We start from the raw sequence: 25,198 nt of genomic DNA, 5'->3' as shown, positions 1-25,198 counted from the left end.
GTCGGGCGACATTGGGTTCCGCAAGGTTGGGGGTCTGGGCGGGCTGTCCGGCAACCTCGCGGACGACGGCGCCATCGTGAAGACGGCCGGTGTGGCGGAAGGTCTGCTGACCTTCTCCGGTCCGGCCCGTGTGTTCGAGAGTCAGGATGCCGCCGTGTCCGCCATTCTTGGCGACCGCATCAAGGCGGGTGACGTGGTGGTGATCCGCTACGAAGGGCCAAAGGGCGGTCCGGGCATGCAGGAAATGCTCTATCCGACGTCCTACCTGAAATCGAAAGGGCTGGCTGAGTCCTGTGCGCTGATCACCGACGGTCGTTTCTCCGGCGGCAGTTCTGGCTTGTCCATCGGCCATATTTCCCCGGAAGCAGCGGAAGGTGGTGCGATCGGTCTGATCGAGGATGGCGACATCATCGAAATCGACATCCCGAACCGTGTGCTGAAAACCAGCGTGACTGACCCCGAGCTTTCAACCCGCCGGCAGAAGATGGATGATCGGGGTGTCGAGGCATGGAAGCCGGTGCGTGAGCGTGTGGTCTCCACGGCGCTCAAGGCTTACGCGGCGCTGACGACCAGTGCGGCGCGCGGTGCTGTGCGTGATCTGACGCAGCTGGATCGTCGTTCTTCGCGGTGAGGAAGGGAAGCAGGGCTCTGCCCTGCACCCGCCAAAGGCGGTGCCTTTGGGAGCCGGGTTGTTTTTGCTGGTTCGCAGGGGAGAGGCGAAGGTCGACTACTGAATGCGGCACTAGCTGGTACCAGCAATCAATGCGACTCAGACGTGCAGTGTCGGCTAAGGAATGGGGAGGCGGTTTATAAGAAAACCGTGGTAAAAGGATATTTTCCGACAAAAACGTCAATAAAGACCGCCGTCTCTGTAAGTTTATACTGTTGTCATCTAATATCGCCACGGTTTTCCGATGGGGGAGGCCGCTGCCCTATCGTTATTCCATTTGTAAGGTTTCTGACATTACCTCCCTCCGTTTCCTCACCTCCATTTCTGGTCTCGCTATGTTGTTGAGAACCATTCAAATATTCAAGATATGCTGCGTTGTCCTTGTCTGTTGCCGGTTTCGTTTGCTTAACGATGCCAGTATTCTCTGCAGTCATCCTCAATGAGGAGTCTTGATTGCGAGCTTGGCAAATTTCCGATAAACGCTCCATAATATTTTCCGGCGAAGCAAGGAGTTTTTGATTATTTTCCAATAGGATGAGTTCTGATTGCGTCAGTGTTCGGACTTGTATTCTGGGGCCTGCTGGAGTGTTTATTTTTATTAAAAGAATGGACCCGACCTGAATAGCTGCATTGGGGACATCTTTAACTGAATCCATTAATTTAGCTACGGCATCCGCTTTTTTTGCGTCAATTTCCGCTTGCGGTAAATCTAGCCCTTTCAATTCCACAGCGCGTTCGACTTTTTGAAGTTGTTCCACTACTTCCGGTTGTGTCAAAACATCTTTGCTCTTTGCAAACCACCGTTTAAACCACGAGCCATGAATGGGAGGAAAATCATCTGTAACCTCAAAATCATATGCTTCGAGCAGATCATTTATAGCACGACTGGTGTCTTCTACAGCGCTTCCCGGAGTGTCAGAAAGATACACCCGTAAGGGAACAAAGCGGGACAGCCGCATTTCAGACGTATCTATGCCGAGAGATTGGGCTGCAAGCCACGCATGAGTATTGGCGCTCAGCGTTTTTTGATCTTTTTCGAGCGATCCGACAGTTTGAACTACGTCGTTGAGGCGACCAGAGAGGCCCGTAAAATCTTTCTGTAATTCTTCTCGCAGTGCATCTTGTTGGTGCTGTATTTGCTTAATGCGTTTCAGACGCTGCCCTCTGAAGTTAAGGACTTCCTCCTCTAAGATATTATAAATATCCATAGCATAGTAGTCAGAATCTTCTTTTTCAGTATTGTGCAAGTATTTTAGAAGGAGGTGTTTGACTTGAGGGCTAATGTATTCGTCTTCATTTAACAGAGATAGGGCTATTATTGCCTCTAATTGCGCTATGCGCTGACTTACTTTTTTGTCTTCATTTTCCTTGCGAGCAACCATTTTCTAACCTTCACTGAAAATACGTTTTCTACCGTGCACCGATAATTTTTTATTTTACAATGCAAAGTTACAGCTTCCAGAGCATTTTATAAACAAACTCTGAGACTGGAGAACGAGGCCGCCGAGCATGTCTGCTTTTCGGTGTGAGCATTGACGATCTGAATGACCGACAGGAAGGCGAGTGCAGTCTTTGAATCACGAATATTACGATTATAATTTCAGTTGATTGAACTGATCGGTTTCAAAAGAGCAAAGTAACAACATCGCTCCCAACCATTCCGGCGAATGCCCCGTCAGTGGTTTGTGGAAGTATTATCACGCAGAAATATGATTGAAACTGTGCCTTTGCGCCGTTTCAAGAAGCTTGCGGTACGGTGAGTCGTATTTTTGAGAAAGCTAGATGTAGTATATCAGCATGAAAACGAAACATTTCATTTTCATGTCGAATGTTAGCTTATCAAAGATTTAAGGACAATTTTGCGGGCGGTGAATGGCATTCTCTATAGGGACAATTATGTCGGCTGCATTGACGTTGGGTGGCCTGACTAACTTTCTGTCTCCTAGATGAAAAAAGGAGCGGTTGAAAGCAATCTTAATCGTGTGTAAATTTTTTATTCATTTAATTTTTTATTGAAATGCAATATGTCGAATGCGCAACAAGTGCCCAGCACATCACCCAATAGCCAGCATCGGCAGAAACGTTTCAATGTTATTATGAAACTGATCGATGATGTTGTTGCCAGCAAGAAGTCATGCCGTGTCATAGACTTGGGTGGAACACCTGATTACTGGCAGAATTTCTCAGCATTTCAGAATCGGCCGGAAATTTCGGTGCTGGTTGTCAATAAGGATGCCTATGTCAGCAATGACCCTCGCATAACCTGCGTGGTGGGCGATGCAACGGATCTCTCGACATATGCCGATAATGCGTTCGATCTGGTGCATTCCAATAGCGTGATCGAACATGTCGGCTCATGGCAGAACATGCAGAGTATGGCGAATGAGGCCCGGCGGCTGGCGCCTGTGTATTATGTGCAGGCACCAAATTATGGTTTCCCCTACGAATTTCATACCTGCATGATCGGTTTTCACTGGTTGCCGAAACCGGTGCGCCGACTGCTCATGCGGAATTTCGCATGCGGTCATTATCCACGAGCAAGAAACGCAGCGGAAGCGGCGGCTTATGTCGACGATGCGAACAGCATGACGGGCCGTCAGATGCGGGCGCTGTTTTCAGATGCAGAGATTCGGCGGGAAAAATTCTTGGGCCTGACCAAAAGCTGGATGGCCATAAAAGAGAAGTAGGCTTTCACTCAAACCGCGAAAGCCTAACCGCTCATATCATGTTGGAATGTATCCAGAAGACGCCGAATTTCTTTTGGGTCTGTAGCGGCCAGCACCTGTCGGGCCAGTTGCTTGCAGGCTGTGTAGTTGGTGCCGCGCACAATCTGCTTCACGCGGGGGACGGATGAGGCCGACATGGAAAAGGAGCGGCACCCCAGACCAATTAGGAGGGGTGTAAAGCGCGGATTCCCGGCGATTTCGCCGCAGATCGACACGGGACAGCGCTCCAGAAGAGACGCTGAGATGATTTCCGCGATCATGCGCAGAACAGCGGGATGGAGAGGGTCGTAAAGATCGGCCACTTCCGATGCCGCGCGGTCTGCCGCGAGCGTGTACATCGTCAGGTCATTGGAACCGATCGCCAGAAAATCGGCATATTGGGCCAACACTCCGGCTGTCAGCGCCGCAGCGGGCGTTTCGACCATGATGCCGAGTGGCGGCAGTGTGTCTCCGATATCGACACCTTTGCGTTTGAGACGCCGAGCCACTCGCTCGTAAATATCCCGCGCGGCAATGATTTCGGATGCAACCGTGACCATTGGCAGTAGGACGCGCACCGGGCCTTTTGCCGCCGCATGCAGAATGGCGGCGAACTGGGTTTCCAGAAGTTCGGGATGCTCCAGCAACAGGCGAATCCCTCGTCTGCCGAGGGCGGGATTGACGGTGTCGCGGCTGATGATGCCAGCGCGTGTCAGGGCGTCGCCCTGCTTTTCACCGCCCCAGTCAAGAACGCGGATAGTCGTGGAATCGGACCCCATCGTCGAGACAATGGAGGAATAGATGTCGTACTGCGCCGTTTCGTCGGGAAGCATGTCCGCGTTGATGAAGAGGAATTCAGTGCGGAGCAGCCCGATGCCAGCCGCGCCCGACTGGGCGATGAGCGGCAGTTCGGCAGGCAGTTCGAGATTGGCCTGAAGGCTGATTTTTTCGCCGCTTGTCAGGCGTGAGGCCCGCCGCCGCATGCGGCTGAGTTCCTGACGTTCCTGCGCATAGGCTTCGACATGTCGGCGAGCCTGTCGCAGGGCGCGCTGAGAAGGATTTACCGTGATCGTGCCGCCATAGCCGTCCACGATCACGGTTGTGCCATTGCGCACCTGATCCATAAGCCCGGATACGGCAAGGACCGCCGGGATACCCAAGGCACGGAGCATGATGGCGGTATGGCCGGTGGAGCCACCATCTTCCGTGACCACAGCCACGACGTGGGCTGGATCGATCAGGGCGGCGTCGGCCGGGCGCAGGGTGTCGGCGACGAGCACCGCGCCGGCTGGCAGGCTGGCGAGGGACAGAAAGGATTCTTTTCTGAGATTACGGATCAGACGGCGTCCGATTTCGCGAAATTCTCCTGCCCGACGTTCGGCTGCCGCGGCATCCTCACTGCCTGGCTCCTTGCCGTCCAGCGTGCCGAGCATCAGTTCCGCCAGTTCTTCGGTCGTCTCCTGCACGGCCATTTCGGCAGTCAGTCCGGCGTCCACACGCTCCAGAACACCCTTTTGCAGGCGTGATGGGCCGAGCATGCGCTGATAGACTTCAAGGAGCGGCCCGATTTCCACCTGACTTTCATCCGGCAGATGAGCGATTCTGTTCTGGAGTTTTTTCAGCTGCTTGATGGAACGCGCAACGGCCTCATTGAAGCGGCTTCGTTCTTCTTCCGCCGAGAGCTGGCTAATACGGAGCGCTGGCTCTCCCGTCGCGTCTTCGCTGACGACGAAGGCGGGACCGATGGCGTAACCGGAGCCGATGGGCTCGCCGGTCAGCGTATGTTCTGACCGGAGTTCATCCCCTGATCCCCGATGAGCCTGCATGAACGCTCTCCGTCAGACCGCTGTCGCGGCGTCTCCGTCGTCTTCGCCAAAGCCGGTGGCGACGAGAGAGACGAGCGCATCCAGAGCCACTTCCGCCTGCGGACCGCGCGCTGACAGGGAGATGGTGGCGCCAATGCCTGCGCCAAGCAGCATCAGTCCCATGATCGAACAGGCCGAAACGGTTTCATCACCGTAAGTCACCGTTACATCAGCATCCCACTTTTCGGCCTGCGTGACGAACTTTGCCGAAGCGCGGGCATGGAGTCCCTTGGCGTTGACAATGGTAACGTCACGCGTCGTGGTTTGTTCCGTGGTGACGCTCACCCGATGGCTGCCTTGGTTTCAAGGGGAGGGGTCATGAGGCTGGGAAATGGCTCTGGACGGCTGGGAAATACGTGAACCTTGTCCGATGCAGCGCTTTCGGAGCAGCGGCGGGCGCCATCCAGACATTGCGCGGGCAGGTGAGAGGCCTGACTGATATATTTATGCGCGGCCTGTTCGGCGGCTGTCGCGCATTCTGCAAGAGTGTGCAGATCCCGCATCTGCACAAGCTTGACCAGCATCGGCAGATTGGCTCCCCCCAGCACCTCGATCCGTCCGGGATCAAGCATGGCGACAGCCAGATTTGACGGCGTGCTGCCAAACATGTCGGTGACGAGCATCACGCCGTCGCCGTCATTCAACTCCGCAACGCGCGCTTCCAGTTCCTGCCGCCGCGCGACGAGATCGTCCTCGGCGCTCACACTCACGGTCGCAAGCCGCTCCTGTGCTCCCACGACATGCTCAAGGGTGTCTCTCAGCGCAACGCCGAGATTTTCCTGCATTACCAGTACGATACCGATCATGAATTTTCTCGCGCCATGGACCGGGCAGCCATCGCTTCATCGGGCGACGCGGCGCTGGCAGATTGCAACAATCTTCTCTTCAGGCTGGTTTCGACATCGCCATGTTCATCGACAGGCTCTCTGGCCCAGCGCCACGCCGCAGCGCCCGGTCCGGCGATCCCCTGTCGTGCCAATTCGCGGTGCACGATGGCGACAGGTCCTTCACCGCCGATGGCATTGGCCGGATCGGCGAAGATGCGTCCAAGCGCTTCCACTAGGGTGACTGACCGATGGCGGCCTCCGGAACAGCCGACGGCAATGGTGGCGTATTTCTTTCCTTCCTGCACGAATCGCGGAATGACGAGACGCAGCATGTCAACGATCTGACGCAGGAACGGTTCATAATCGGGGTCGGCTTCAACATAGGCCGCGACAGGCCTGTCCAGCCCGGTCTGGGGAGCTAGTTCCGCATCATAGTGGGGGTTCCGCAGGAAGCGGGCATCGAACACCATGTCCGCCTCACGGGGCAGACCGGCCGGGAAGGCAAAGGACATCAGCACGACCGTCAGACCTTCTGCCGGTCCGCTGTGCCACGTGCCGAAGCGGGTTTCGATCAAACGCCGCAATTCCGGCGCGGAAAGATCGGATGTGTCGATGAGCAGGTCGGCACTCTGTTGCAGCCGGGCCGTCAGGGCAGTCTCGGCATCGATTCCTTCCTTGACGCTTCCGTGGGGCGCCAAAGGGTGCCGTCGCCGTGTCGCCGTGTAACGGCGCAGGAGAGTGGCTTCATCCGCCGTCGCATAAAGCAGTTCGGCGCGAAGGTGAGGGTTCATCCGCAGGCGGGCGAGGGCTTCCAGCACGGCTGAAGCGTCGAAACCACGGGTACGGGAATCGACGCCGACTGCGATGGGGCGGTCGCCACGGGCCACGATCTCGTCAAGCATTCCGAGTGGCGGATTATCGATCACCTCATGCCCAAGATCTTCAAGTATCCTGAGAATCGATGATTTTCCCGCGCCGGAAAGGCCCGTGACGAGCAGGATCTGGCGAGAAGAGCAATCTTCGGCAGTCTGAGGCGTCACCATTGAGTTCGAGAAACACCTTGCTGATTAAGAGAAACCATCCGACAGAGAATTCAGGCATTCACCCTGTCGGGACATACGTCAACACTTTATCGGTCGACCATATCAGAACCAGCCATCGTTCCGACATAGTTTTATTGACCTGAGTTATCCGCAGCAGGCATGTCTCCCTGCGGAATGAGAAAGGCTCGCAGCTCCAGACAGTCGAGGGCAATGTCCACGCGGTCAGGGGCAGATGCCATGCGTGGATCGAGATAAAGCACGGGAAGACCCGTTTCAGCGTCTCTGGCTTCTGCATCCGGAAGGCGCGGAAAAGCCTGGTTCGGGGCAAGAAGACGTATCGCCAGCACGGCGTCCGCCTCCGTCTCGAAAGCCATACGGACGATGCCCAGCCCACGCACTTCCATGAGACCCTGTAAACGTTCAGGGCAACGGACTCTTCCTTCTTCCAGCAGGACCCGGTCATCGGCGATGAGCGCATATCCACGCCTGACCAGCCGCAACAGGAGGTCCGATTTCCCCGCACCGGAAGGACCAAGCAGCAGCACGCCTTTTCCATTCCGGGCGGCACAGCTGGCGTGCAGGCGCTGCACGAAAGATTCCTGCGTCAAAAGTGAAATTCCCGCGCTTTTGTTCGGATATTCAAGCGTTTCTATAAAGAAATGTCTTCCCTTCGACTAAGTTTTCTGATTATGACATTTTTGTGTCTGCGCAAAAGGGATCAAACCGGATGGAAGCTGCCGTAGCGATGAAAAACGAAGCAGAATCCTTGGACCCGCTCTGTCGGACCGATACTGTTCAGCCCAGCTACGAGCGGATGCGCAACGGTTTCCGAGTGCGCCATCTGAGAGGTTTTGACCGTGAGGCCGGTCGTTTTCCAGTGCGCGTTGCGGATCAGTGTCGTCTCGCTCTTTCGGCAGGAAATGCTGCTCTGTCGGAGAAAGGTGCGTCGCTCGACGATGTCGTGCATGTCACCTATCTGGTGAAGGAAGCTGGCCAGCTTTCCACATGCGGCTCTTTCATTCGTGACATGCTGGGCGACAATCGTCCCGCGACAACTGTTCTCGTTGTCAGGCAGTTTGACCGTTCCGATGTGGAAATCGAGGTCGAAATGGTGGCGCGGATGCCTGAGGCTTCTCTCCCCGTCTGATCGCCTCTATGACTGAACAGGCTGCCGCGTTCCTCGGGTCGGTGAGGGGGCGGTTTTCCCCGTTCCTGTCACCGAGACCTGTATTGTGTCTTCCTCTTCTGACTCTCCTTCAGACTCATCCGTTCCGTATGACGAGACGGAAAACGATGCATTGCGTCAGGAGATCGAGAAACTCCGTCGCGACGTGCTTTCCTATGAGACCAGCACGTTCTGGCGGCTGACTTGGCCTGCCCGAAAGGCACTCGAACGGACACCGAAAGTTGCGCGCGTATTACGTCTCTCGACCAAGTCCTGTTGGTGGTTGGCGACCGGGCAGTTTCCGACGCGTTTCCGCATGTATCGCCAGAAGCAGCGCGAATTGCGGGAAGATGCGGCGCAAGAAGAACGACACGCGCCACCGCCTGCTTCGCTCCCTCACGTTCCTGTTCCGCTGGCGGTGGAGCGGGTTGATGAGCAGACACCCGTTCGCCTGCCGCGTTACGCCTATCCCGTTCTGAGCATCATTATTCCCAGTTATGGGCAGGTACCGGTGACGTTGCGCTGCCTTCGCTCGATCATGCGATATCCTCCGGCCTGCCCTTATGAGGTGATCGTGGCGGAGGATGCCTCAAGTGATCCGGCTGTGGCGGCGCTCCGGGCGGTCGAAGGGTTGGTGCTGATCGAGCGCACGGACAATCTCGGCTTCCTGAAAAACTGCAATGCAGCGGCAGAAGAGGCTGCCGGGACGTATCTCCATTTTCTGAATAATGACACGGAAGTATTGTCGGGCACGTTTGACGCGCTTCTCGCCTGTCTACAGAGCGATGCCGGAATTGGTATGGTCGGTTCGAAGCTGCTCTACCCTGACGGAAAATTGCAGGAGGCCGGTGGAATCGTATGGAACGATGCGTCCGGCTGGAATTTCGGGCGTAACGATGCGCATCCGCACCGTGCTGCTTACAGCTATCCCCGTGAGGTGGATTACATTTCCGGCGCATCGATCATGCTGCGCCGGGATCTGTTCGAGTCTCTCGAAGGATTCGATGAAGCGTTTGCGCCGGCATATTATGAAGATACCGATCTGGCGTTTCGGGTGCGGGCATCCGGTCGGCGTGTCGTCTTCGAGCCGGCTTCAGAGGTCATCCATCACGAAGGTGTTTCACACGGCACGGACGAGGGCAGCGGTGTGAAGGCCTATCAGGCGCGCAACAGGGCGCTGATGCTGGAACGCTGGCGTGATGTGCTGGTGGCAGAACATTTCCCGCCAGCAACGCATTTTCTTCGTGCCGCATCGCACGCGCATGGTCGGCAGACGATTCTCATCATCGATCATTATGTGCCGGAACCGGATCGCGATGCCGGATCGCGTGCGACGATGTGTGTGATTCACGCCCTGCTTGCGGCCGGATGGCTAGTGAAATTCTGGCCGGAAAACCGTCAACGCAACAGCTATTCGTCTCTACTCGAACGGCTGGGTGTGGAAACTGTCGACGGGACGGACGCGCGGACATTCCCGGAATGGATGGCGGATAATAGCGGTGATCTCGACCATGTCATGATCATGCGTCCCACCATCGCCCGTGCTCTCCTGCCGGATGTGATGCGCACCACCGAGGCGCGCCGTTCCTATTACGGTCACGACATTCACTTCCTTCGATTGGAACGCGAAGCGGAAGTGACAGGCGATGTCCGGATCCATCAGGACGCAGTCACGATGCGGGAACTGGAAACTGCGCTTTGGCCACAGTTTCATTCCGTGCTGTATTTGTCCCGATATGAAGTCGATCTTGTTCGGGAACTTGTCCCGACGGCGCGGCCACATGCCCTCGTGCCATTCTGCTTCACGCCGGATCGCAGTGAACGACCCATAGCTGCTGGTACGACCATCCTGTTCGTCGGCGGTTTCGGTCATCCACCGAATGTCGATGCCGCGCTCTGGCTGGTGCGGGAGATCATGCCGAAAGTCCGAGCTCGTGTGCCGGACGTGAAACTTGTTCTTGCGGGGTCAAAACCAGCTGCGGAGGTCCGGGATCTTGCCTGTCCGGATGTGACAGTTACCGGCTTTGTGTCCAATGAGGAGTTGGAGCACCTTTATGCCTCTGCCCGCGTGGCGGTCGTGCCGTTGCGTTTCGGGGCGGGCGTGAAGAACAAGGTGCTGGAGGCACTGCATCACGGTTTGCCGCTCGTGACCACGTCTATTGGAGCAGAAGGGATTACTGGGCTGGAAAGTGCGGCTTCTGTTGCGGATGCGGCGGAAGGGCTTGCAGAAGCTCTCGTGGCATTACTCAAGGATGACGTTCTATGGAGAATGCGATCCGATGCCGGAAAAGCCCTGCTTGCAGAAGGATATTCCCCGGAGCGCTTTTCTGAAGTGCTGCTGGACGCGCTACGCTGATCCCCGGTCAGGCGTTGCTGTCGGACTCTACGTTCTGCAACACCTCAAACCCTTCAAAAACAGGTGGCCCATTTGTCAGAATCTTGCCTTCGCCGGCTCTGGCGTGCGCTTTGCGGAACTGCTCCGATTCCGTCCAGGCGAGAAATGCTTCCCGGGAGGCCCATACCGTGTGGGATGCATAAAGGATGTAATCCTCTTTTGCAGGGCCCTTGAGAAATTGAAAACTGACAAAACCGGGAACGGTTTTGAGGAAGACCTCGCGGGCAAGCCAGCGCTGCTGAAAGTCCTCTTCGCAATCCGGTTTCACGCGGAAACGATTCATGGCGATAAACATCCTGCGGCTTCTCCCTTGAGGGGTAACGGCTTTCACCAGAACTATTCCGGTGTCGGTTCAGCCATCAACCGTGCCACCACCAGTGGCGACAACGCAATCAGTTATCGCAGAACCTTTTATGGCAGATCATCGCTGGCATGCGTGGTTATTCAGAAGGTGAAGGGATAGCCAGATCTTTCTGACGATCCTGCCACCAGTCAATCCGGGCTGTTTCAGCCGCGTCGATCCAGTGCAGGTGGGTCATGTCGGCTTCAATCCATGCACAGTCACGCACAGTGACAGGTTGCGTCGTGAATGTCATGGTTTCCGACGTGGCCCCTTGTGTCAGAGTTGCGAGCGTGGCGCGTTCTGGCAGTTCCAGCCCGTTTTCATCAACAGGGAGAGCCAGTTCTCTGGCAATGTCCACGCTGTTGTCAGGGTTCCGACAAAACGCCACGGCTTCATGAAGGGCGTTCCGTAAGCCATTTGTAAGATCTTTCGGGATTGCGTCCGACATCACAAAAAGCTTTTCAACATGCCCCGGAAGCACGGAGGATGACCCGCCGACCAGGAATGTGAGGCCCTGCAGACATGCTTCCGTGCCCCATGATGGCCCAACACAGCCGCCGTCGATCGCTTTCTGTGTCAGCGCATTGATCATGTTGGCTGGGGGCATCACAAGAAGTTCGATTTCAGTGTCTATGTCCACGCCGATCATCTCCAGAAAGCGGCGCAGGATCAGTAGGTGTGTGGAATACATGTGAACGACAGCCAGACGTGGTTTTCTTCCCAGCGTCCAGCACCATACATCGAAAGCCGCGCGTCCGGCGACATCGGGAGACCAGAGACCCTGCATGGGATTGTCGCCTCGGAATATGATTGTGTTGCCGCCACGACTGATGGTCATCAATGGTTTGAAGTGGGCATTGTGGCCTCTGCGGCCCAGTGTTGTCATTATGGCAAGAGGTGGAAAAATCAAGGCAGAGTCGAGAGTTTTCCATGCGAGTCCATCAGCGATGTTGGCCCATGATGGTGAAACGATAATCTCGGTTTTTACGCTATGTTTTTCAAAGAACCCATGATTGCGTGCAATGATGACCGGTGCGCTGTCTGCCAGACGTAACAGGCCAATGCGGAGAGGCTGTGTCATGGCGTATCATCCTGATTATGAGAGGCGAGATATTGCGTTGCTACCGTGATGAGCCGCTGGGATGTCTGCATGGCGCGCTTCTGGAACCAGCGGTGCGCCTGAGACTCGCTTGTATTTTCGTTTTTCATGAAAAGTCTTTTTGCCTGATCGATCAGTTTTCGATCTGAAATTTCCCGTTGCGCTGCGGTGAGTTCATCGCGCGTCCTCTGGAATCGGGTATACAGTCCCATCGCGGCGCGCAGCAGTGGTTTGACGTCATCAGGGGGTGTTTCGAGGACGTTGTAAGAGCATATGCCGATGTCAAACGCCATTTCCATCAATTCGACATCATCCTCATCAATGAAGAGCGCAACAGGGCGTTCGAGCGCGGGGCCGGACAGGGCGCGTATACTGTCCAGCGCATCGCGGTCCGGTCGGGCCATGTCCACCAGAATGATGTCCGGTTGATATTCATGCACTGCGTCGATCAGGGTTGTGTCAGCAGGAACGGTCATGACACGAAGAGAAGAGTCCTCACGCAGATTTTCAGAAAGCGCGTGGGCACGACGCGGATTTTCATCCGCGACAAGGACCTTGATCGAGTGGCGTGTTGAAGGCATGGCAGTTCAGGTCACTCAGTAAACGTCACGAAGATAGCGTCCCTCCCGCGTGAGCCGCGTAACGAAATCGCCTGCATCGTCGGATGATAAATCACCATGTCGGGCCACGATGCGACGGAGGGCCGCATCGACATCCCGTGCCATGCGGGCAGCGTCACCACAAACATACACGAAAGCACCCGCCTGCAACCATCCCCAGAATTCTGCCCCGGCTTCCTCCATCCTGTCCTGCACATAAATCCGTTCCGGCTGATCACGCGAGAAGGCTGTGTCCAATCGTGTCAGATAGCCCTGTTCCAGAAAGTCGGTCAGTTCGTCCTTGTAGTAAAAACCTTCCTCGGCATGACGTTCTCCAAAAAACAACCAGTTTTTTCCATCAGCCTTGCGGGTAGCTCGCTCCTGAAGGAAGCCTCGAAAAGGCGCGATGCCGGTTCCCGGACCAATCATGATAACAGGTGCAGAATCGTTGGATGGCAAATGGAAATGTGAGGTGGGTTGCATGAAAATCGGCACTTCTGCGCCAATGGAAAGGTCTGTAAGCCAGTTTGAGCAGACACCGGGCCATGGCTCGCGATTGATGCCGACAGTCAGTTCGACAACACGACCACAGGCGCCGGGCGAAGATGCCGTGGAATAAAGGCGTGGTTGAAGGCGGCGGAACAGGGACGGAATATTTTCCGCTGTCACGGTCAGACGGGCTTCTTTTAACAGGTCTGGCAAAAAACCGCTTTCACTCCGCCCAAGAAGGGAAAGCATGGCAGGGTTCGGTCGGGAAAGATCGAAATGGCGGTTCAGAGCTTCACCCAGGCTGAGATTGCCATGACCTTTTACTGTAACCAGTGTGGATTCCGGTAATTGCAGGGCAGTAAGAACGGTTTCCACGATCGAGGGTGCATTGGATGGCCAGATGCCAACAGCATCCCCCGGTTTCCAGTCGAGTTCGGTTTCGCTCAGATCGATGCCGATGCGTCTCGTGTCTTTTTCAGAGCCGGAAGGACACAAAGGCTGGTTGATGGCAAGACGGGCGATCGCGGGCGCGTCTCGTGTTCCGATTTTCGTTTTTGTATCGACTGCAACCGATGGGCTTGCAAGATTGTTAGTATCACCGATAACATTTTTGGAATTGAGAGCATTCAGTAATGTGCTTCTCCAGCTTTCGACGGTGTCATCAAAGTCTGGTTCACAATCGACACGATCGACCAGCATGGTCGCTCCAAGTTCGCGCAATCGTCCATCAAGAGCACGACCGAAGCCGCAGAAATTGGCATAGGAAGAATCGCCCAGTGCTAAAATAGCACAGGAAAAGTCAGAAAATGCCTCCTTGCGCTCTCGGAGCGCGTCCCAGAAAGGTGCTGCGCAATCAGGCGGGTCTCCATCGCCGAATGTGGAAACAATAAAGACAGATTTCCCAGTGCTTAGATCAGCGACGTTACACTCTTCCAGACAGGTGCAACGGACTTCGTGTCCTGCTTCCTGTAGCCATTTCGTGACTGTTTCGGCCAGAGCTTCCGCTCGTCCTGTCTGGGATGCCCACCAGAGATGAATTGGTGGAGTGGACGTCGCGGTGCTTGGAGCTTCTGATGCCGCTGAATGACGATTGTAAAAACTGGCGAGAAAACCGTTTGCGTAAGCCCGGATGGAAGTACTAAGCGGGGCGGAAGTCGGGATGACAGGAACAACGCCTGCGTCTGGAGGTGATAACTCAAGCCCCTCCAGAAAGCCGGAGAGCCAGAAACGCTCTTCTTCAGAAAGGCTGGGCTTGGATAGAGTTTCTTCGAGACCAAAATGACGGGCTAGATGCCGGAGTGGCATGGGAAGTGATCCTTCGGCGTCAGGTTCTGGTGAAAGGGAAATGATGGGAGTGTCGACACGTTCGAGGGCGACAGCACACAGTTTGAAACCGGGCTGGAGAGAAAGCGGGTCGACATCATCCGGGGTAATGGCATTGACGGTGATGTCATCACCATATCGGTCATTCCAGTGAAAAGGCGCGAAACAGGTTCCGGGTCGCACGCGGGCTGTCACCTGAGCAGGAAGGGTTATTGCTCCACGTTTTGATGTGATCCTGATATGATCATCTGTTTTTATATTGAGCGAATCTGCGTCTTCAGATGAAATTTCGATAAATGGCCCGGGATTGAGACGATTCAGACTTTCCACACGCCCGGTTTTGGTGAGTGTGTGCCATTGATGCTGCAACCGTCCACTATTGAGTACAAAAGGAAAATCATCATCTGGCCATTCTTCATGTCGCATCCATGGTCGTGCATGAAAACCAGCACGCCCGTCTGAAGTCGGGAATACAGGACCATTACTTTTGGGGGAAAGATAGCGGATTGGATGGCGTGGGTCTGTATCCCCTTTGGGTGAGGGCCATTGTACAGGACCGGATTTCAGACGTTCATGTGTGATACCGGAAAAATCGTAACCTGTTTTTGGATTGGTAAAGCGACTGGCTTCGGCAAAAACTTCGGCGGCAGAAGAAAACGAAAATCCCTCTTCGAAACCCATGGCGCATGCAACGCGAGCAATGATGTCCCAATCAGCAAGGGATTCGCCAGGAGGAGAAACAGCCTGACGGGCCAAGGTCATTGTGCGATCGGAGTTGACCTGCACGCCATCTCCTTCCGCCCACAACGCACCGGGAAGGAGAATGTCGGCAAAACGAGTGGTTTCGCTGTCGGCAAACGCATCCTGAACAATCACGCATTCCGCGGCTTCCAGTGCACGGATTACATGTTTCCGGTTGGCGACCGTAGCGACGGGATTTGTGCAGATTACCCAACAGGCCTTTATTTTTCCTGTCTCCATTGCCTTGAACATGGCAATGGCACCATCACCGCCCGTGTCACGAAGTGTGCCGGCAGGAAGATTCCATTGTTGCTCGACAAAGAGGCGATCAGCAGGGACAAGTGCGCTTCTCTGGCCGGGGAGGCCGGGTCCCATATAGCCCATCTCCCGTCCACCCATTGCATTGGGCTGCCCTGTCAGGGAAAAAGGTCCGCAACCGGGACGACATATCGTACCTGTTGCCAGATGGAGATTACAGAGCGCATTGGTATTCCATGTGCCGGAAACGCTTTGGTTCAATCCCATTGTCCACAGGCTCATCCATTCGCCTGATTCAGCAATCCATTCTGCTGTTTTCAGAATGTCTTCGATTGGGAGTCCCGTAATTTCCGCAACCATCTCGGGCGCGTAGTCGGCCAGAAAGTCTGGCATGGCCTCCCATCCGGATGTGTGATTTCTGATGAAATCTTTGTCTATTTTGTCATTCTTCATAAGAAGGTGAAGAATGCCATTGAGTAGCGCCAGATCGGTTCCGGGGCGGATAGGAAGGTAGAGGTCCGCTTTTTCCGCCGTCGCTGTGCGGCGGGGGTCAACGACGATGAGTTTCGCCCCCGCCCGTTTACGGTCCATCAGTCGGAGAAAAAGGATCGGGTGACAGTCGGCCATATTTGACCCGATGACAAAAAACAGATTTGTGCAGTCGAGGTCTTCGTAACTTCCCGGCGGTGCGTCCGCACCTAGTGAGAGTTTGTAGCCGGTTCCTGCTGCCGCCATACAAAGACGGGAATTAGATTCAATATGCGGACTACGAACGTAGCCTTTTGCCAGTTTGTTGATGAGATACTGGGCTTCCAGAGACATCTGCCCGGACACATAGAAGGAGATCGCGTCCGGGCCATGTTCGTCAAGAATTTTACGAAGGCGGTTTGCCGTATCCTTTATGGCCTGTTCGACTGGAACCGGAACAGCATCTTTGTCACGTTGCATGCGTATGGCAGCATGTTTCAAACGTGCGTCCGAGGACAGCGGTTTGTCACAGGAACTTCCCTTGGTGCAGAGACGGCCTCGGTTGGTCGGGTGCTCGGTATCACCGCGCACCTTGGCGACTTTTCCATTTTCGACTTCGAGGATGATTCCACACCCCACCCCGCAATAAGGGCAGGTGGAACGAATTTCCTCCCGCTTACCCATAGTCTCAGGCTGGCACGAGCGTGTCTGCGCTCTGAGGTGTCTTTTCTTTTATCTGAACGGCTCCATCCGTAAGACGTGTTTCCCATGTGCGAAGACAGATCGTGGGATCTTCCATGCACTGTCCATCTTCCAGGCTGAAATGCTGCTTATAAAGGGGGGAGGCTACAACTTTCTGCCCTTTCAGATCGCCCATGATGCCGCGTCCGATGACATTGGCATTGGAAAATGGATCGTGATTGTCGATGGCATAGACGCGGGCTTCTGCTTTGTCGGTCTTGGGCAGATAAAACAGGGCGATCTGATTTCCATCGTGCCATGCGACGACACCAGATTTCTTGACGAGATCTGATTCCTTGCAGAGCTCCGTCCATGCTTTGGGGCCTGAAGAAAACGTCTTTTCAGGCTGATTGTCCGCCGGCTTGATCTGATCCCGTTCCGGGAGTGTGCGGATATTTGGATCAGGGCGACTATCGTTGACGAAGGTGCGAAAACGCTTGAGTTTTTCATCATCCGTGAGGGCATCGCGCCATTCGCAATGGTAGCGGTCTACGACAAGCTGCATCTGCTGTTCCAGTTCGGAGCAGATGCCAAGACTGTCGCGGATGATGACATCTTTCAGGTAGTCCAGACCTCCTTCGAGATTCTCACGCCATACGGATGTGCGTTGCAGCTTGTCCGCCGTGCGAATGTAGAACATCAGGAAGCGGTCGATGTATTTTACCAGTGTTTCTGAATCGAGGTCGGTGGCGAACAGCTCCGCATGGCGCGGCCGCATGCCGCCATTGCCGCAGACATAGAGGTTCCAACCATTCTCTGTGGCAATGACGCCCACATCTTTGCTCTGGGCTTCGGCACATTCACGTGTGCAACCGGAAACCGCGAATTTCAGCTTGTGAGGTGAACGCAGTCCCTTGTAGCGATTTTCCAGATCCAGTGCTTTGCCAACGCTGTCCTGTACGCCGTAACGACACCATGTGCTGCCGACACAGGATTTTACGGTGCGGGTCGATTTCCCATAAGCGTGGCCAGTCTCGAAACCTGCGGCTAGCAGCTCGCTCCAGATGTCGGGAAGCTGATGCAGCTGTGCGCCGAACAGATCGATACGCTGACCACCTGTGATCTTGGTGTAAAGGCCATATTTTTTGGCGACATTCCCAAGAACAATCAGCTTGTCTGGTGTGATTTCTCCTCCCGCGATGCGTGGCACGACGGAATAGGTGCCGTTTTTCTGCATATTGGCCATGAACGTATCGTTCGTGTCCTGCAAAGGAATATAAAGTGGATCGGTGATCGGCTTGTTCCATGCGGAGGCCAGAATGGAACCGACTGTCGGCTTGCAGATATCGCAGCCAAGACCGCCATTGCCATGCTGTGCCATCAGTTCTTCAAATGTCTGGATGCCGTGCACCCGGACCAGTGAATAGAGTTCCTGACGTGTATAGGAGAAATGTTCGCACAGGCTGCGGTCTACGGTGATCCCGCGCGCCTCCAGTTCGGTTTCAAACACGCTTTTCAGAAGTGCCGTGCAGCCCCCGCAGCCCGTGCTGGCTTTTGTTTCCTGTTTGAGGGTAGCGAGATCGGCGCATCCGTTATCGATGGCGGAACAGACAGAGCCTTTCGTGACATTATGGCATGAACAGATCGTGGCTGTGTCTGGAAGAGAGTCCGCGCCCAGCAGTTCTGCTCCTTCACCACGAGGCAGGATCAATGCTGCCGGATCGGATGGGGGCTTGATGCCGTTCTGCACGTACTGGAGAATGGTATCGTAATAAGAATTGTCGCCGACCAGAACCGCGCCGATCACATGTTTTCCATCACTGGACAGAACGAGACGGCGATAGGAACCTTCAGCTTCACCAATGAAGCGGTAGCTCTGACTGCCGGGCGTTGCGCCATGCGCATCGCCGATGGAACCGACATCGACGCCGAGCAGCTTGAGTTTTGTGGACATGTCAGCGCCAGTGAAGGCAGCGTCTTCTCCGGCGAGCAGGGATGCGACCGTACGCGCCATGGCATAGCCTGGGGCAACGAGGCCGAAAATCTGTCCATGCCACGAGGCGCATTCACCAATCGCGAAGATATCCGGATCGGATGTCCGACAGGCATTGTCGATAATGATGCCGCCCCGCGGCCCAATGTCCAGCCCGCAGTCACGAGCCAGTTTATCCTGCGGACGAATACCTGCTGAAAAGACGACGACATCCGTTTCAAGGAAGGTGTCATCAGAAAAAACAAGACGGTGACGACATGTTTCTCCGGGGATGATCTCGCGCGTGGCGTGAGATGTGTGCACTTCGATCCCCAGCGCTTCGATACGATGCTTGAGCGCTTTTCCACCTTCATCATCAAGCTGGACAGGCATCAGACGCGGAGCGAATTCGATGACGGATGTGGCAAGACCAAGACCTGTCAGAGCATTTGCCGCTTCCAGACCCAGCAGTCCTCCACCGATGACGACGCCTCGGGAAGCGCCTTCCGCGGCGGCGTGAATCATATCGAGATCGTCGAGTGTGCGATAGACCAGACCCGCGGTGCCGGTGTTGCCCGGGACGGGTGGGACGAAAGGCGTCGAACCCGTGGCGATGATCAGGGTTTCATATGGAAGAATACCTTCGGCGCTGCTGAGGGTTTTCTCGGCTCGATCGATCCCGGTTATGCGCGTGCCACGATGTAGGGTTATGCCATGTGCCGCATGAAAATCCTCCATATGGAGGCAGAGCGCCCGTGCATCCCGGCCGGTCATGTAATCGGTGAGATGGACACGGTCATAGGCGTCATGCAGTTCTTCACCGAACACGTGAATGGCGTGCCGTTCATGAAGCCCCTGCATGACAAGCTGTTCGGCGCAGTAATGGCCGACCATACCGTTGCCGATGATGACGATGTTTCCGGTTCCTGTCATGGTCGTTCCTTTCATGGTGCCGACGTGGCGATCAGAATTTGAATTCCATTGTCTGCATGTAGAAGACACCGCTTTTCGCTCCGGCCTGCCTCATACCGTGGGAGGCGGCAAAACCGGCGATGTCGTTGGTCCATGTCCAGTGCGGCGCGAAATTCCAGGCAGCCTGTACCTGCGGTGTAACGCCGAGAAAGCCACCGCTCAGATTATCGCGCCATGAATAGATCTTGCCCGTGCCATAGACAGCATCCTGTGTGCTGGCGCGCCAGAAAGCCGGAACATGCAGGCGGAGCTGGAGTTTGGGTATGGGAGCGGCGGTAATCACGGGGCCCACCCCGATCAGATTCTGGGATGTCAGGGCCAGCGTGACGTCATTGTAGTAGGGCAGCGGAAAATAGGGAGTGGCGAAAGTGCCGACCGCGCCATCCTTGCTATGGTAGGAACCGCCGGAAAACAGATCAGCCTGAACACCGAAATTCGGTTTCCAAGGCAGGTTTTTCCCGCTCCAGCTGATCATGCCGTTGACGGCATAAGCCCGTACGGGACGCGTCGGATCGGTGTGCGTCGCTGGCCGGAACTCACCTCCCTGAAACACGCCGGTTAGACTGACGTTGAAGGGGCCAGCATTGCCCCATAGTCGCGCACCAGCATTGTCGCGCCGCGTTGAACCAGCTTCCGCTTTGCCCTGTTGGGGCAAGGGCTGTGCGGCATTTGCACCGTTGAACAGATAGCCGAGGAAGAACACATCGGCGAACATCTGGCTCTTCTGTCCCATGAAAGTGAAAGTGGGAAGTGCGGTGGAGGTGTAGATTCCATACAGACGTGCATTGTAGCTGGTGCCATCAGCAAAGACGTCGCGTGGTAGTTTGTTCGTCTGCATGAAATCGAACAGGTCGACGCGGAACGATTTCCAGACGGCATAACCGCGGAAACCGTCCCATGTCTGCTGCACATTCGGCAGATCGCGGGCCGACTGCATGGAAAGGGGGGCATCGAGGAAGACCTGTCGCCCGCCGATCACACCCATCTTAGCGCCGAGCAGATTGCCTTTCACTTCGAGAATGCCCTGCTGCAGATCGAGACGTTCTCTCTGCACGCCGGTCTGGTAGCCGTAATAATTCGAGCCACCGGCCACACCCCAGAGAAACTCGGCATAGGCGCGGACATGTTCGCCGATATGCAGGTCAGCGCCGTACATGTTGCGCAACAGCACGCGACTGGCATTCGTTTTGCCTGCCTGCCCCATCATGGGCTGGTTTTCGAAAATGTAGCGAAGACGTTCCTCGCCATTGATCGAAAGCCAGACATCCCCCTTGTCGGTGAGACGGATATATTTGAGCCGATTGAACCAGTCCTTGTGGCGCTCTGCCGGCGGCAGGGTAGCAAGGCCGCTCCAGTCTTCAGCCCAGCGGGTCTGGCCATACTCGGCGACGGTGCCGAAGCCAGACGCCACGCCTTTGCCCGCGTTGAAAACGCCCCAGTCGCGCCCATGCCCTGTCTTCTTGGCGGGCGGTGCGGCTTTTGCCTTTTTTGTCGCGCTTTTCATCATGTCGACCGTGGTGTTGGACACCAGAGCAGTTTCTGCACGAACGGACGATACGAAATGGAAGCTGACAAGAAGGGTCAGGCCAGCGGATGTTGTCCGCAAACGGGCAGGCTTACGCTTTGCGCGGGAGGACATTGGTTTGTTGATCATGTCTGGCAAAATCATCAGGCAGCAGAAAGTTCATCGAGAGAGGAACTCTGGGCGGGCGAAGCTGCTTTCCAGCGGCGATGACAGAGCGAAACCCAGCCCAGCGCGATCAGGGAGATCAGGGCAAAGGCCAGGAAACCCGGACCGTAAGAGCCGGTCGCCTGCCGTGCCGCTCCGAGTGAGGAGGCAAGGTAGAAACCGCCGACGCCACCGCTCATGCCCACGAGGCCGGTCAGGATGCCGATCTGGCGGGGAAAACGGGTCGGCACGAGCTGGAAGACAGCGCCATTGCCAAGACCCAGCGTGACCATGCCAAGGAAGAAAGCCGGGAAGGCCAGCCAGATGGTGGGAAGGCCCACGCCGATGATGGCGAAAATGATGGCCGCGATACCGTAGAGAATGGACAGGGCGCGATCGCCCCCGATGCGGTCAGCCAGTGCGCCTCCAAGTGGCCGCACAAAAGAGCCGACGAATACGACGAGGGCGGTGCAACTGCCTGCGACAGCAGGTGCGAGACCGTACTGGTCATTGAAATAGATGGTGAGGAAGGAGGCGAGTCCGACGAAGCCGCCAAATGTCACGCCATAAAAGAACATCAGCGCCCAGCAGTCATTTGTTTTGAGCACTGGTAGCCATGCGACGATGCCATTGCCCGGGTGACGGCGGGGCGGTTCCTTGGCGAGAAAGAGGAACGCGATCAGAACGGCCAGAAGTGGCAGCGTTGCCAGGCCCAGCACATTGACCCAGCCGTAAAGAACGGCGAGTCCAGGGGCGAACAGAGAGGCAAGTGCCGTGCCGGAATTGCCCGCGCCTGCAATGCCGAGCGCTGTTCCCTGATATTGCGGCGGATACCATCCGGAGGCGAGGGGGAGCGCTACCGCGAACGAGGCTCCCGCCACGCCGAGAACGAGCGCCACGGGAAACAGGCCCGCATAGGTGTGCGGTGCGGCAGCCCATGTCGCGGCCAGTCCCACGATGACAAGGGTCTGCATGCCGATGGCGACCCGTCTCGCACCGAAGTGATCGACCAGTGCGCCCGCCACAACACGCAGCAGCGCGCCCGCGAGAACGGGAATGGCGACGAGGAAACCCTTCTGCCCGGCATTCAGATGCAGGTCATGGGAAATGGATATGCCCAGTGGCCCAAGCAGCACCCACACCATGAAGGAGACATCGAAATACAGAAAGGCAGCGAGAAGCGTACGCGGATTACCCGCCTTGAGAAATCCCTTGTCCACGATGCGATGTCCAGCGTCTGTCCAAAGAACAGAACGCGCCCTGCCGGGCCACGAAGGCCGCCATTGGCCTTCAGAGGTATGAGATCAGAGGCATTTCGCCATGAAGGCTGCTGCCGTCATTGGCAGCGCACCATGCAGCATCGATTGCCATCAATATGATATCGAAACGATAGGAAGTCAAAACGTTTTTGCTCCCGATTCTTTTTCCGACTGCCGTTTTTCCTTTCCATCCGGTCAGGAATCGGAGGGATATTGCCACCTTCTTCCGCATGACGCACAAGAGGATCAACGGTCGAAACCTTAACGGAGGAACGCTCACATCATGTCGGGTGCCACAATCAGCACGGATGTAGTCATCATCGGAGCGGGCCCGACGGGGCTGTTCGCGGCTTTTCAGTGTAGCATGCTCAAGATTAACTGCCTTCTGGTCGATGCGCTTGATGAAATAGGCGGCCAGTGCGTGGCGCTTTATCCCGAAAAGCCGATTTATGACATTCCAGCCTGTCCGGCGATTGAAGGGGCCCAACTGATTGAAAAGCTGGCTGAACAAATCGAGCCGTTCGCCATCGAGAAACTGCTGGGACGGCGCGTCGAAAGTCTGAGCGGCCAGAGCGGGGCGTTTCATCTCGTCACCAGCAAGGGCGACACGATCGAGGCGAAAGCGGTGATCATCGCTGCTGGCGCCGGGGCTTTCGGGCCGAACCGCCCGCCGCTTGATGGGCTGACGGACTACGAAACGAGTGGCGCTGTCCGTTATAGCGTCCGTCGCAAGGCCGATTTCGAGGGTAAAAGCCTCGTTATCGCTGGTGGAGGTGATTCCGCCATCGACTGGGCGCTGTCTCTCTCGCACGTAGCGAAAAAGATCTACCTCGTTCATCGCCGCGACAAGTTCCGCGCGGCTCCGGAAAGCCTGCACCAGCTTGAAGAAGCCATTGCGCGTGGCGTGGTGGAGAAAATTACGCCTTACCAGCTCAGCGGATTGCAGGGTGACGGTGCGACTTTGTCCGGCGTGGAAGTCGCTACGCTGGCTGGCGAAAAGCGGGTTCTGGAAGCCGAACATCTGCTGGCCTTCTTCGGGCTGGCAACTGATCTGGGCCCCATCGCCCAGTGGGGGATCGACCAGACACGCTCGACGATTCCGGTCGTTCCCTCAACCTGTCAGACTTCGATGCCCGGCGTGTTCGCCATTGGCGATATTGCGTCCTATCCCGGCAAGCTGAAGCTCATTCTGCAAGGCTTCAGCGAAGCGGCGATGGCGTCGCACGCAATCTACGCCATCGTGAACCCTAATCAGGCCCTGCATTTCGAATATTCGACGAGCAAAGGCGTGCCGGGTGCAGCATAGCGACGGCGGGAATAGGATGCGTGATTTCTGCGGAAACTGAGTGAAAAATAGGAGGAACCGACAGCAATGGATGTGGCGGCGCAGGGAGCTGGCGGAGTTCTGACGATCGATCTTGGTGCTCTAGCAAGGAATTATCGCCTACTGACGCAGAAGGTGCGGGACGCTGACAAGGAAGGGCGGTCGCCAGTCTGTGCTGCTGCCGTGAAAGCCGATGCTTATGGTCTGGATGCGCTGCGGGTTGCGCCGGTTCTGGAGCAGGAAGGGTGCCGGCATTTTTTCGTCGCGCACGTTGCTGAAGGACTGGCGCTTCGCCCGGCCATAAAGGAGAGCGATTCGTCCATCTTCGTTCTCCATGGACCGCCGCCCGGGACGGCTTCGGTGTTTGTCGAAGCTGGCCTTGTTCCCGTTCTTAACAGCATGGAACAGATCGCCGAGTGGCGGGGGCTGGCCAGAGCGGCCGGATGTCCTCTGGACGCCGCCCTGCAGGTTGATTCTGGCATGGCCCGTTTTGGGCTGACTGCGACCGAGGCCGAACAGCTTGCTGCGGATCCTTCCCTGCTGGAAGGGGTGCGTGCCGTGCTGGTGATGAGTCATCTGGCGTGCGCGGATACACCGGACGTTCCAACAAATCGGAACCAGTTGGAGACTTTCCGCCGTCTGAGTGCTCTTCTGCCTGAAGCGCCGCGCAGTCTTGCTGCGTCTTCCGGGATTTTCCTCGGTCCTGACTGGCATTTTAATCTCGTGCGTCCGGGAGCGGCACTGTACGGCATCAACCCGATCCCCGCTGAACCCAATCCGATGAGCGCGGTCATTCGTTTACAGGCGCGCGTCATCCAGACCAGAACCGTCCCGAAGGGGCAGGCGGTCGGGTATGGCGGTTATTTCGTCGCACCACGCGAAAGCCGCATCGCGCTGCTCGGCATTGGCTATGGCGACGGGTTTCTCCGCTGCGTTTCCAATCGTGGAACGGCGATCCTGCCTTCTCATCCGGAGAAACCTCTGCCCATTATCGGGCGAGTCTCCATGGATTCGCTGGCGATTGACGTGACGGACCTTGGGCAGGCCGCGCCCCAGGCTGGTGATCTTGTGGATCTGATCGGCCCGCATAATTCTCTGGATGACATTGCCGCAGTTGCGGGAACGATCGGATACGAGTTCCTGACAGACCTCGGTCATCGCTATCATCGCGTGTATCTGCCGTCGTGAGGCCGTGGATGAAAGTGACAGGGATGTGTGAGAAGCCAGCGTAATCCTGCCAGCAGAATGTTCTTCTAACATATGATCTGAACCTGACTTTTATCCCATAATGAGTAATTTCTCATTTTGTGATTTGTAACATACAATATTAT

At 56.1% G+C, this 25,198-nt stretch carries 19 protein-coding genes; 6 read left to right on the top strand and 13 right to left on the bottom strand.

Going from position 1 to position 25,198, the window contains the following annotated elements; translation table 11 throughout:
* A partial coding sequence (locus ABF824_RS09905; RefSeq protein ID WP_415488520.1) for a dihydroxy-acid dehydratase occupies positions 1-631 on the top strand: 631 nt, incomplete at its 5' end.
* A 257-nt stretch (positions 632-888) separates the two neighbouring features.
* Here the strand turns inward: ABF824_RS09905 and ABF824_RS09900 are convergent.
* Positions 889-2,052, bottom strand: a complete 1,164-nt coding sequence (locus ABF824_RS09900; protein ID WP_415488518.1) for a hypothetical protein — start codon at positions 2,050-2,052, stop codon at positions 889-891.
* Between the two features lie 831 nt (positions 2,053-2,883).
* On the opposite strand from ABF824_RS09900, the gene ABF824_RS09895 reads away from it, so the two are divergent.
* Positions 2,884-3,357, top strand: a complete 474-nt coding sequence (locus ABF824_RS09895) for a class I SAM-dependent methyltransferase (protein WP_415488516.1) — start codon at positions 2,884-2,886, stop codon at positions 3,355-3,357.
* A gap of 23 nt (positions 3,358-3,380) precedes the next feature.
* On the opposite strand, the gene ptsP is transcribed toward ABF824_RS09895, so the two are convergent.
* The 5 genes from ptsP to ABF824_RS09870 form a co-directional block, all read right to left on the bottom strand.
* A complete protein-coding gene (ptsP, locus tag ABF824_RS09890; RefSeq protein ID WP_415488514.1) occupies positions 3,381-5,201 on the bottom strand; it encodes a phosphoenolpyruvate--protein phosphotransferase in 1,821 nt (606 codons plus the stop codon).
* A gap of 12 nt (positions 5,202-5,213) precedes the next feature.
* Positions 5,214-5,525, bottom strand: coding sequence for an HPr family phosphocarrier protein (locus ABF824_RS09885; protein WP_415488512.1), 312 nt, complete (start codon positions 5,523-5,525; stop codon positions 5,214-5,216).
* Positions 5,522-6,046, bottom strand: coding sequence for a PTS sugar transporter subunit IIA (locus tag ABF824_RS09880; RefSeq protein ID WP_415488511.1), 525 nt, complete (start codon positions 6,044-6,046; stop codon positions 5,522-5,524). Before ABF824_RS09880 ends, ABF824_RS09885 begins: the two co-directional genes overlap by 4 nt.
* On the bottom strand, positions 6,043-7,110 hold the full coding sequence (rapZ, locus tag ABF824_RS09875; RefSeq protein ID WP_415488509.1) for an RNase adapter RapZ: 1,068 nt from the start codon (positions 7,108-7,110) through the stop codon (positions 6,043-6,045). Before rapZ ends, ABF824_RS09880 begins: the two co-directional genes overlap by 4 nt.
* Before the next feature lie 131 nt (positions 7,111-7,241).
* On the bottom strand, positions 7,242-7,718 hold the full coding sequence (locus ABF824_RS09870; RefSeq protein WP_415488507.1) for an HPr kinase/phosphorylase: 477 nt from the start codon (positions 7,716-7,718) through the stop codon (positions 7,242-7,244).
* Positions 7,719-7,810: 92 nt separating this feature from the next.
* On the opposite strand from ABF824_RS09870, the gene ABF824_RS09865 reads away from it, so the two are divergent.
* Both ABF824_RS09865 and ABF824_RS09860 read left to right on the top strand, forming a co-directional pair.
* Complete coding sequence (locus ABF824_RS09865; RefSeq protein ID WP_415488505.1) at positions 7,811-8,257, top strand: Rid family hydrolase; 447 nt, start codon at positions 7,811-7,813, stop codon at positions 8,255-8,257.
* A gap of 85 nt (positions 8,258-8,342) precedes the next feature.
* Entirely contained in the window at positions 8,343-10,631 is a 2,289-nt protein-coding gene (locus ABF824_RS09860) for a glycosyltransferase (protein ID WP_415488503.1), read from the top strand.
* A 7-nt stretch (positions 10,632-10,638) separates the two neighbouring features.
* Here the strand turns inward: ABF824_RS09860 and ABF824_RS09855 are convergent, their stop codons facing one another.
* The 7 genes from ABF824_RS09855 to ABF824_RS09825 form a co-directional block, all read right to left on the bottom strand.
* Positions 10,639-10,965, bottom strand: coding sequence for an antibiotic biosynthesis monooxygenase family protein (locus tag ABF824_RS09855; RefSeq protein WP_415488501.1), 327 nt, complete (start codon positions 10,963-10,965; stop codon positions 10,639-10,641).
* Positions 10,966-11,110: 145 nt separating this feature from the next.
* Positions 11,111-12,094: an ABC transporter substrate-binding protein gene (locus ABF824_RS09850; RefSeq protein ID WP_415488499.1), complete on the bottom strand. Its 984-nt coding sequence runs from the start codon at positions 12,092-12,094 to the stop codon at positions 11,111-11,113.
* On the bottom strand, positions 12,091-12,693 hold the full coding sequence (locus ABF824_RS09845) for an ANTAR domain-containing response regulator (protein ID WP_415488497.1): 603 nt from the start codon (positions 12,691-12,693) through the stop codon (positions 12,091-12,093). The genes ABF824_RS09850 and ABF824_RS09845 overlap by 4 nt, the downstream gene beginning before the upstream one ends.
* A gap of 15 nt (positions 12,694-12,708) precedes the next feature.
* Positions 12,709-16,674, bottom strand: coding sequence for a molybdopterin-dependent oxidoreductase (locus ABF824_RS09840; protein WP_415488495.1), 3,966 nt, complete (start codon positions 16,672-16,674; stop codon positions 12,709-12,711).
* 4 nt (positions 16,675-16,678) lie between these two features.
* Entirely contained in the window at positions 16,679-19,576 is a 2,898-nt protein-coding gene (gene nirB / locus ABF824_RS09835; RefSeq protein WP_415488493.1) for a nitrite reductase large subunit NirB, read from the bottom strand.
* Positions 19,577-19,607: 31 nt separating this feature from the next.
* Complete coding sequence (locus ABF824_RS09830; protein WP_415488491.1) at positions 19,608-21,269, bottom strand: alginate export family protein; 1,662 nt, start codon at positions 21,267-21,269, stop codon at positions 19,608-19,610.
* A 14-nt stretch (positions 21,270-21,283) separates the two neighbouring features.
* Complete coding sequence (locus ABF824_RS09825) at positions 21,284-22,504, bottom strand: nitrate/nitrite transporter (RefSeq protein WP_415488489.1); 1,221 nt, start codon at positions 22,502-22,504, stop codon at positions 21,284-21,286.
* 322 nt (positions 22,505-22,826) lie between these two features.
* Between ABF824_RS09825 and ABF824_RS09820 the strand changes: the two genes are divergently transcribed.
* Both ABF824_RS09820 and alr read left to right on the top strand, forming a co-directional pair.
* Complete coding sequence (locus ABF824_RS09820; RefSeq protein WP_415488487.1) at positions 22,827-23,849, top strand: NAD(P)/FAD-dependent oxidoreductase; 1,023 nt, start codon at positions 22,827-22,829, stop codon at positions 23,847-23,849.
* A 66-nt stretch (positions 23,850-23,915) separates the two neighbouring features.
* Positions 23,916-25,055, top strand: a complete 1,140-nt coding sequence (gene alr, locus ABF824_RS09815; RefSeq protein WP_415488485.1) for an alanine racemase — start codon at positions 23,916-23,918, stop codon at positions 25,053-25,055.
* Positions 25,056-25,198: the final 143 nt, after the last annotated feature.

The organism is Acetobacter sp., from assembly GCF_047721705.1.
Classification (GTDB): domain Bacteria; phylum Pseudomonadota; class Alphaproteobacteria; order Acetobacterales; family Acetobacteraceae; genus Acetobacter.
This window is presented reverse-complemented; position numbering and strand designations above follow the sequence as displayed.

Excerpts from the sequence above, each read along its gene's own strand:
- nirB (WP_415488493.1), bottom strand. The coding sequence starts at position 19,576 with ATGACAGGAACCGGAAACATCGTCATCATCGGCAACGGTATGGTCGGC.
- ABF824_RS09900 (WP_415488518.1), bottom strand. The coding sequence starts at position 2,052 with ATGGTTGCTCGCAAGGAAAATGAAGACAAAAAAGTAAGTCAGCGCATA.
- ptsP (WP_415488514.1), bottom strand. The coding sequence starts at position 5,201 with ATGCAGGCTCATCGGGGATCAGGGGATGAACTCCGGTCAGAACATACG.
- ABF824_RS09830 (WP_415488491.1), bottom strand. The coding sequence starts at position 21,269 with ATGATCAACAAACCAATGTCCTCCCGCGCAAAGCGTAAGCCTGCCCGT.
- ABF824_RS09820 (WP_415488487.1), top strand. The coding sequence starts at position 22,827 with ATGTCGGGTGCCACAATCAGCACGGATGTAGTCATCATCGGAGCGGGC.
- ABF824_RS09855 (WP_415488501.1), bottom strand. The coding sequence starts at position 10,965 with ATGTTTATCGCCATGAATCGTTTCCGCGTGAAACCGGATTGCGAAGAG.
- ABF824_RS09850 (WP_415488499.1), bottom strand. The coding sequence starts at position 12,094 with ATGACACAGCCTCTCCGCATTGGCCTGTTACGTCTGGCAGACAGCGCA.
- ABF824_RS09840 (WP_415488495.1), bottom strand. The coding sequence starts at position 16,674 with ATGGGTAAGCGGGAGGAAATTCGTTCCACCTGCCCTTATTGCGGGGTG.
- rapZ (WP_415488509.1), bottom strand. The coding sequence starts at position 7,110 with ATGGTGACGCCTCAGACTGCCGAAGATTGCTCTTCTCGCCAGATCCTG.
- ABF824_RS09845 (WP_415488497.1), bottom strand. The coding sequence starts at position 12,693 with ATGCCTTCAACACGCCACTCGATCAAGGTCCTTGTCGCGGATGAAAAT.
- alr (WP_415488485.1), top strand. The coding sequence starts at position 23,916 with ATGGATGTGGCGGCGCAGGGAGCTGGCGGAGTTCTGACGATCGATCTT.
- ABF824_RS09880 (WP_415488511.1), bottom strand. The coding sequence starts at position 6,046 with ATGATCGGTATCGTACTGGTAATGCAGGAAAATCTCGGCGTTGCGCTG.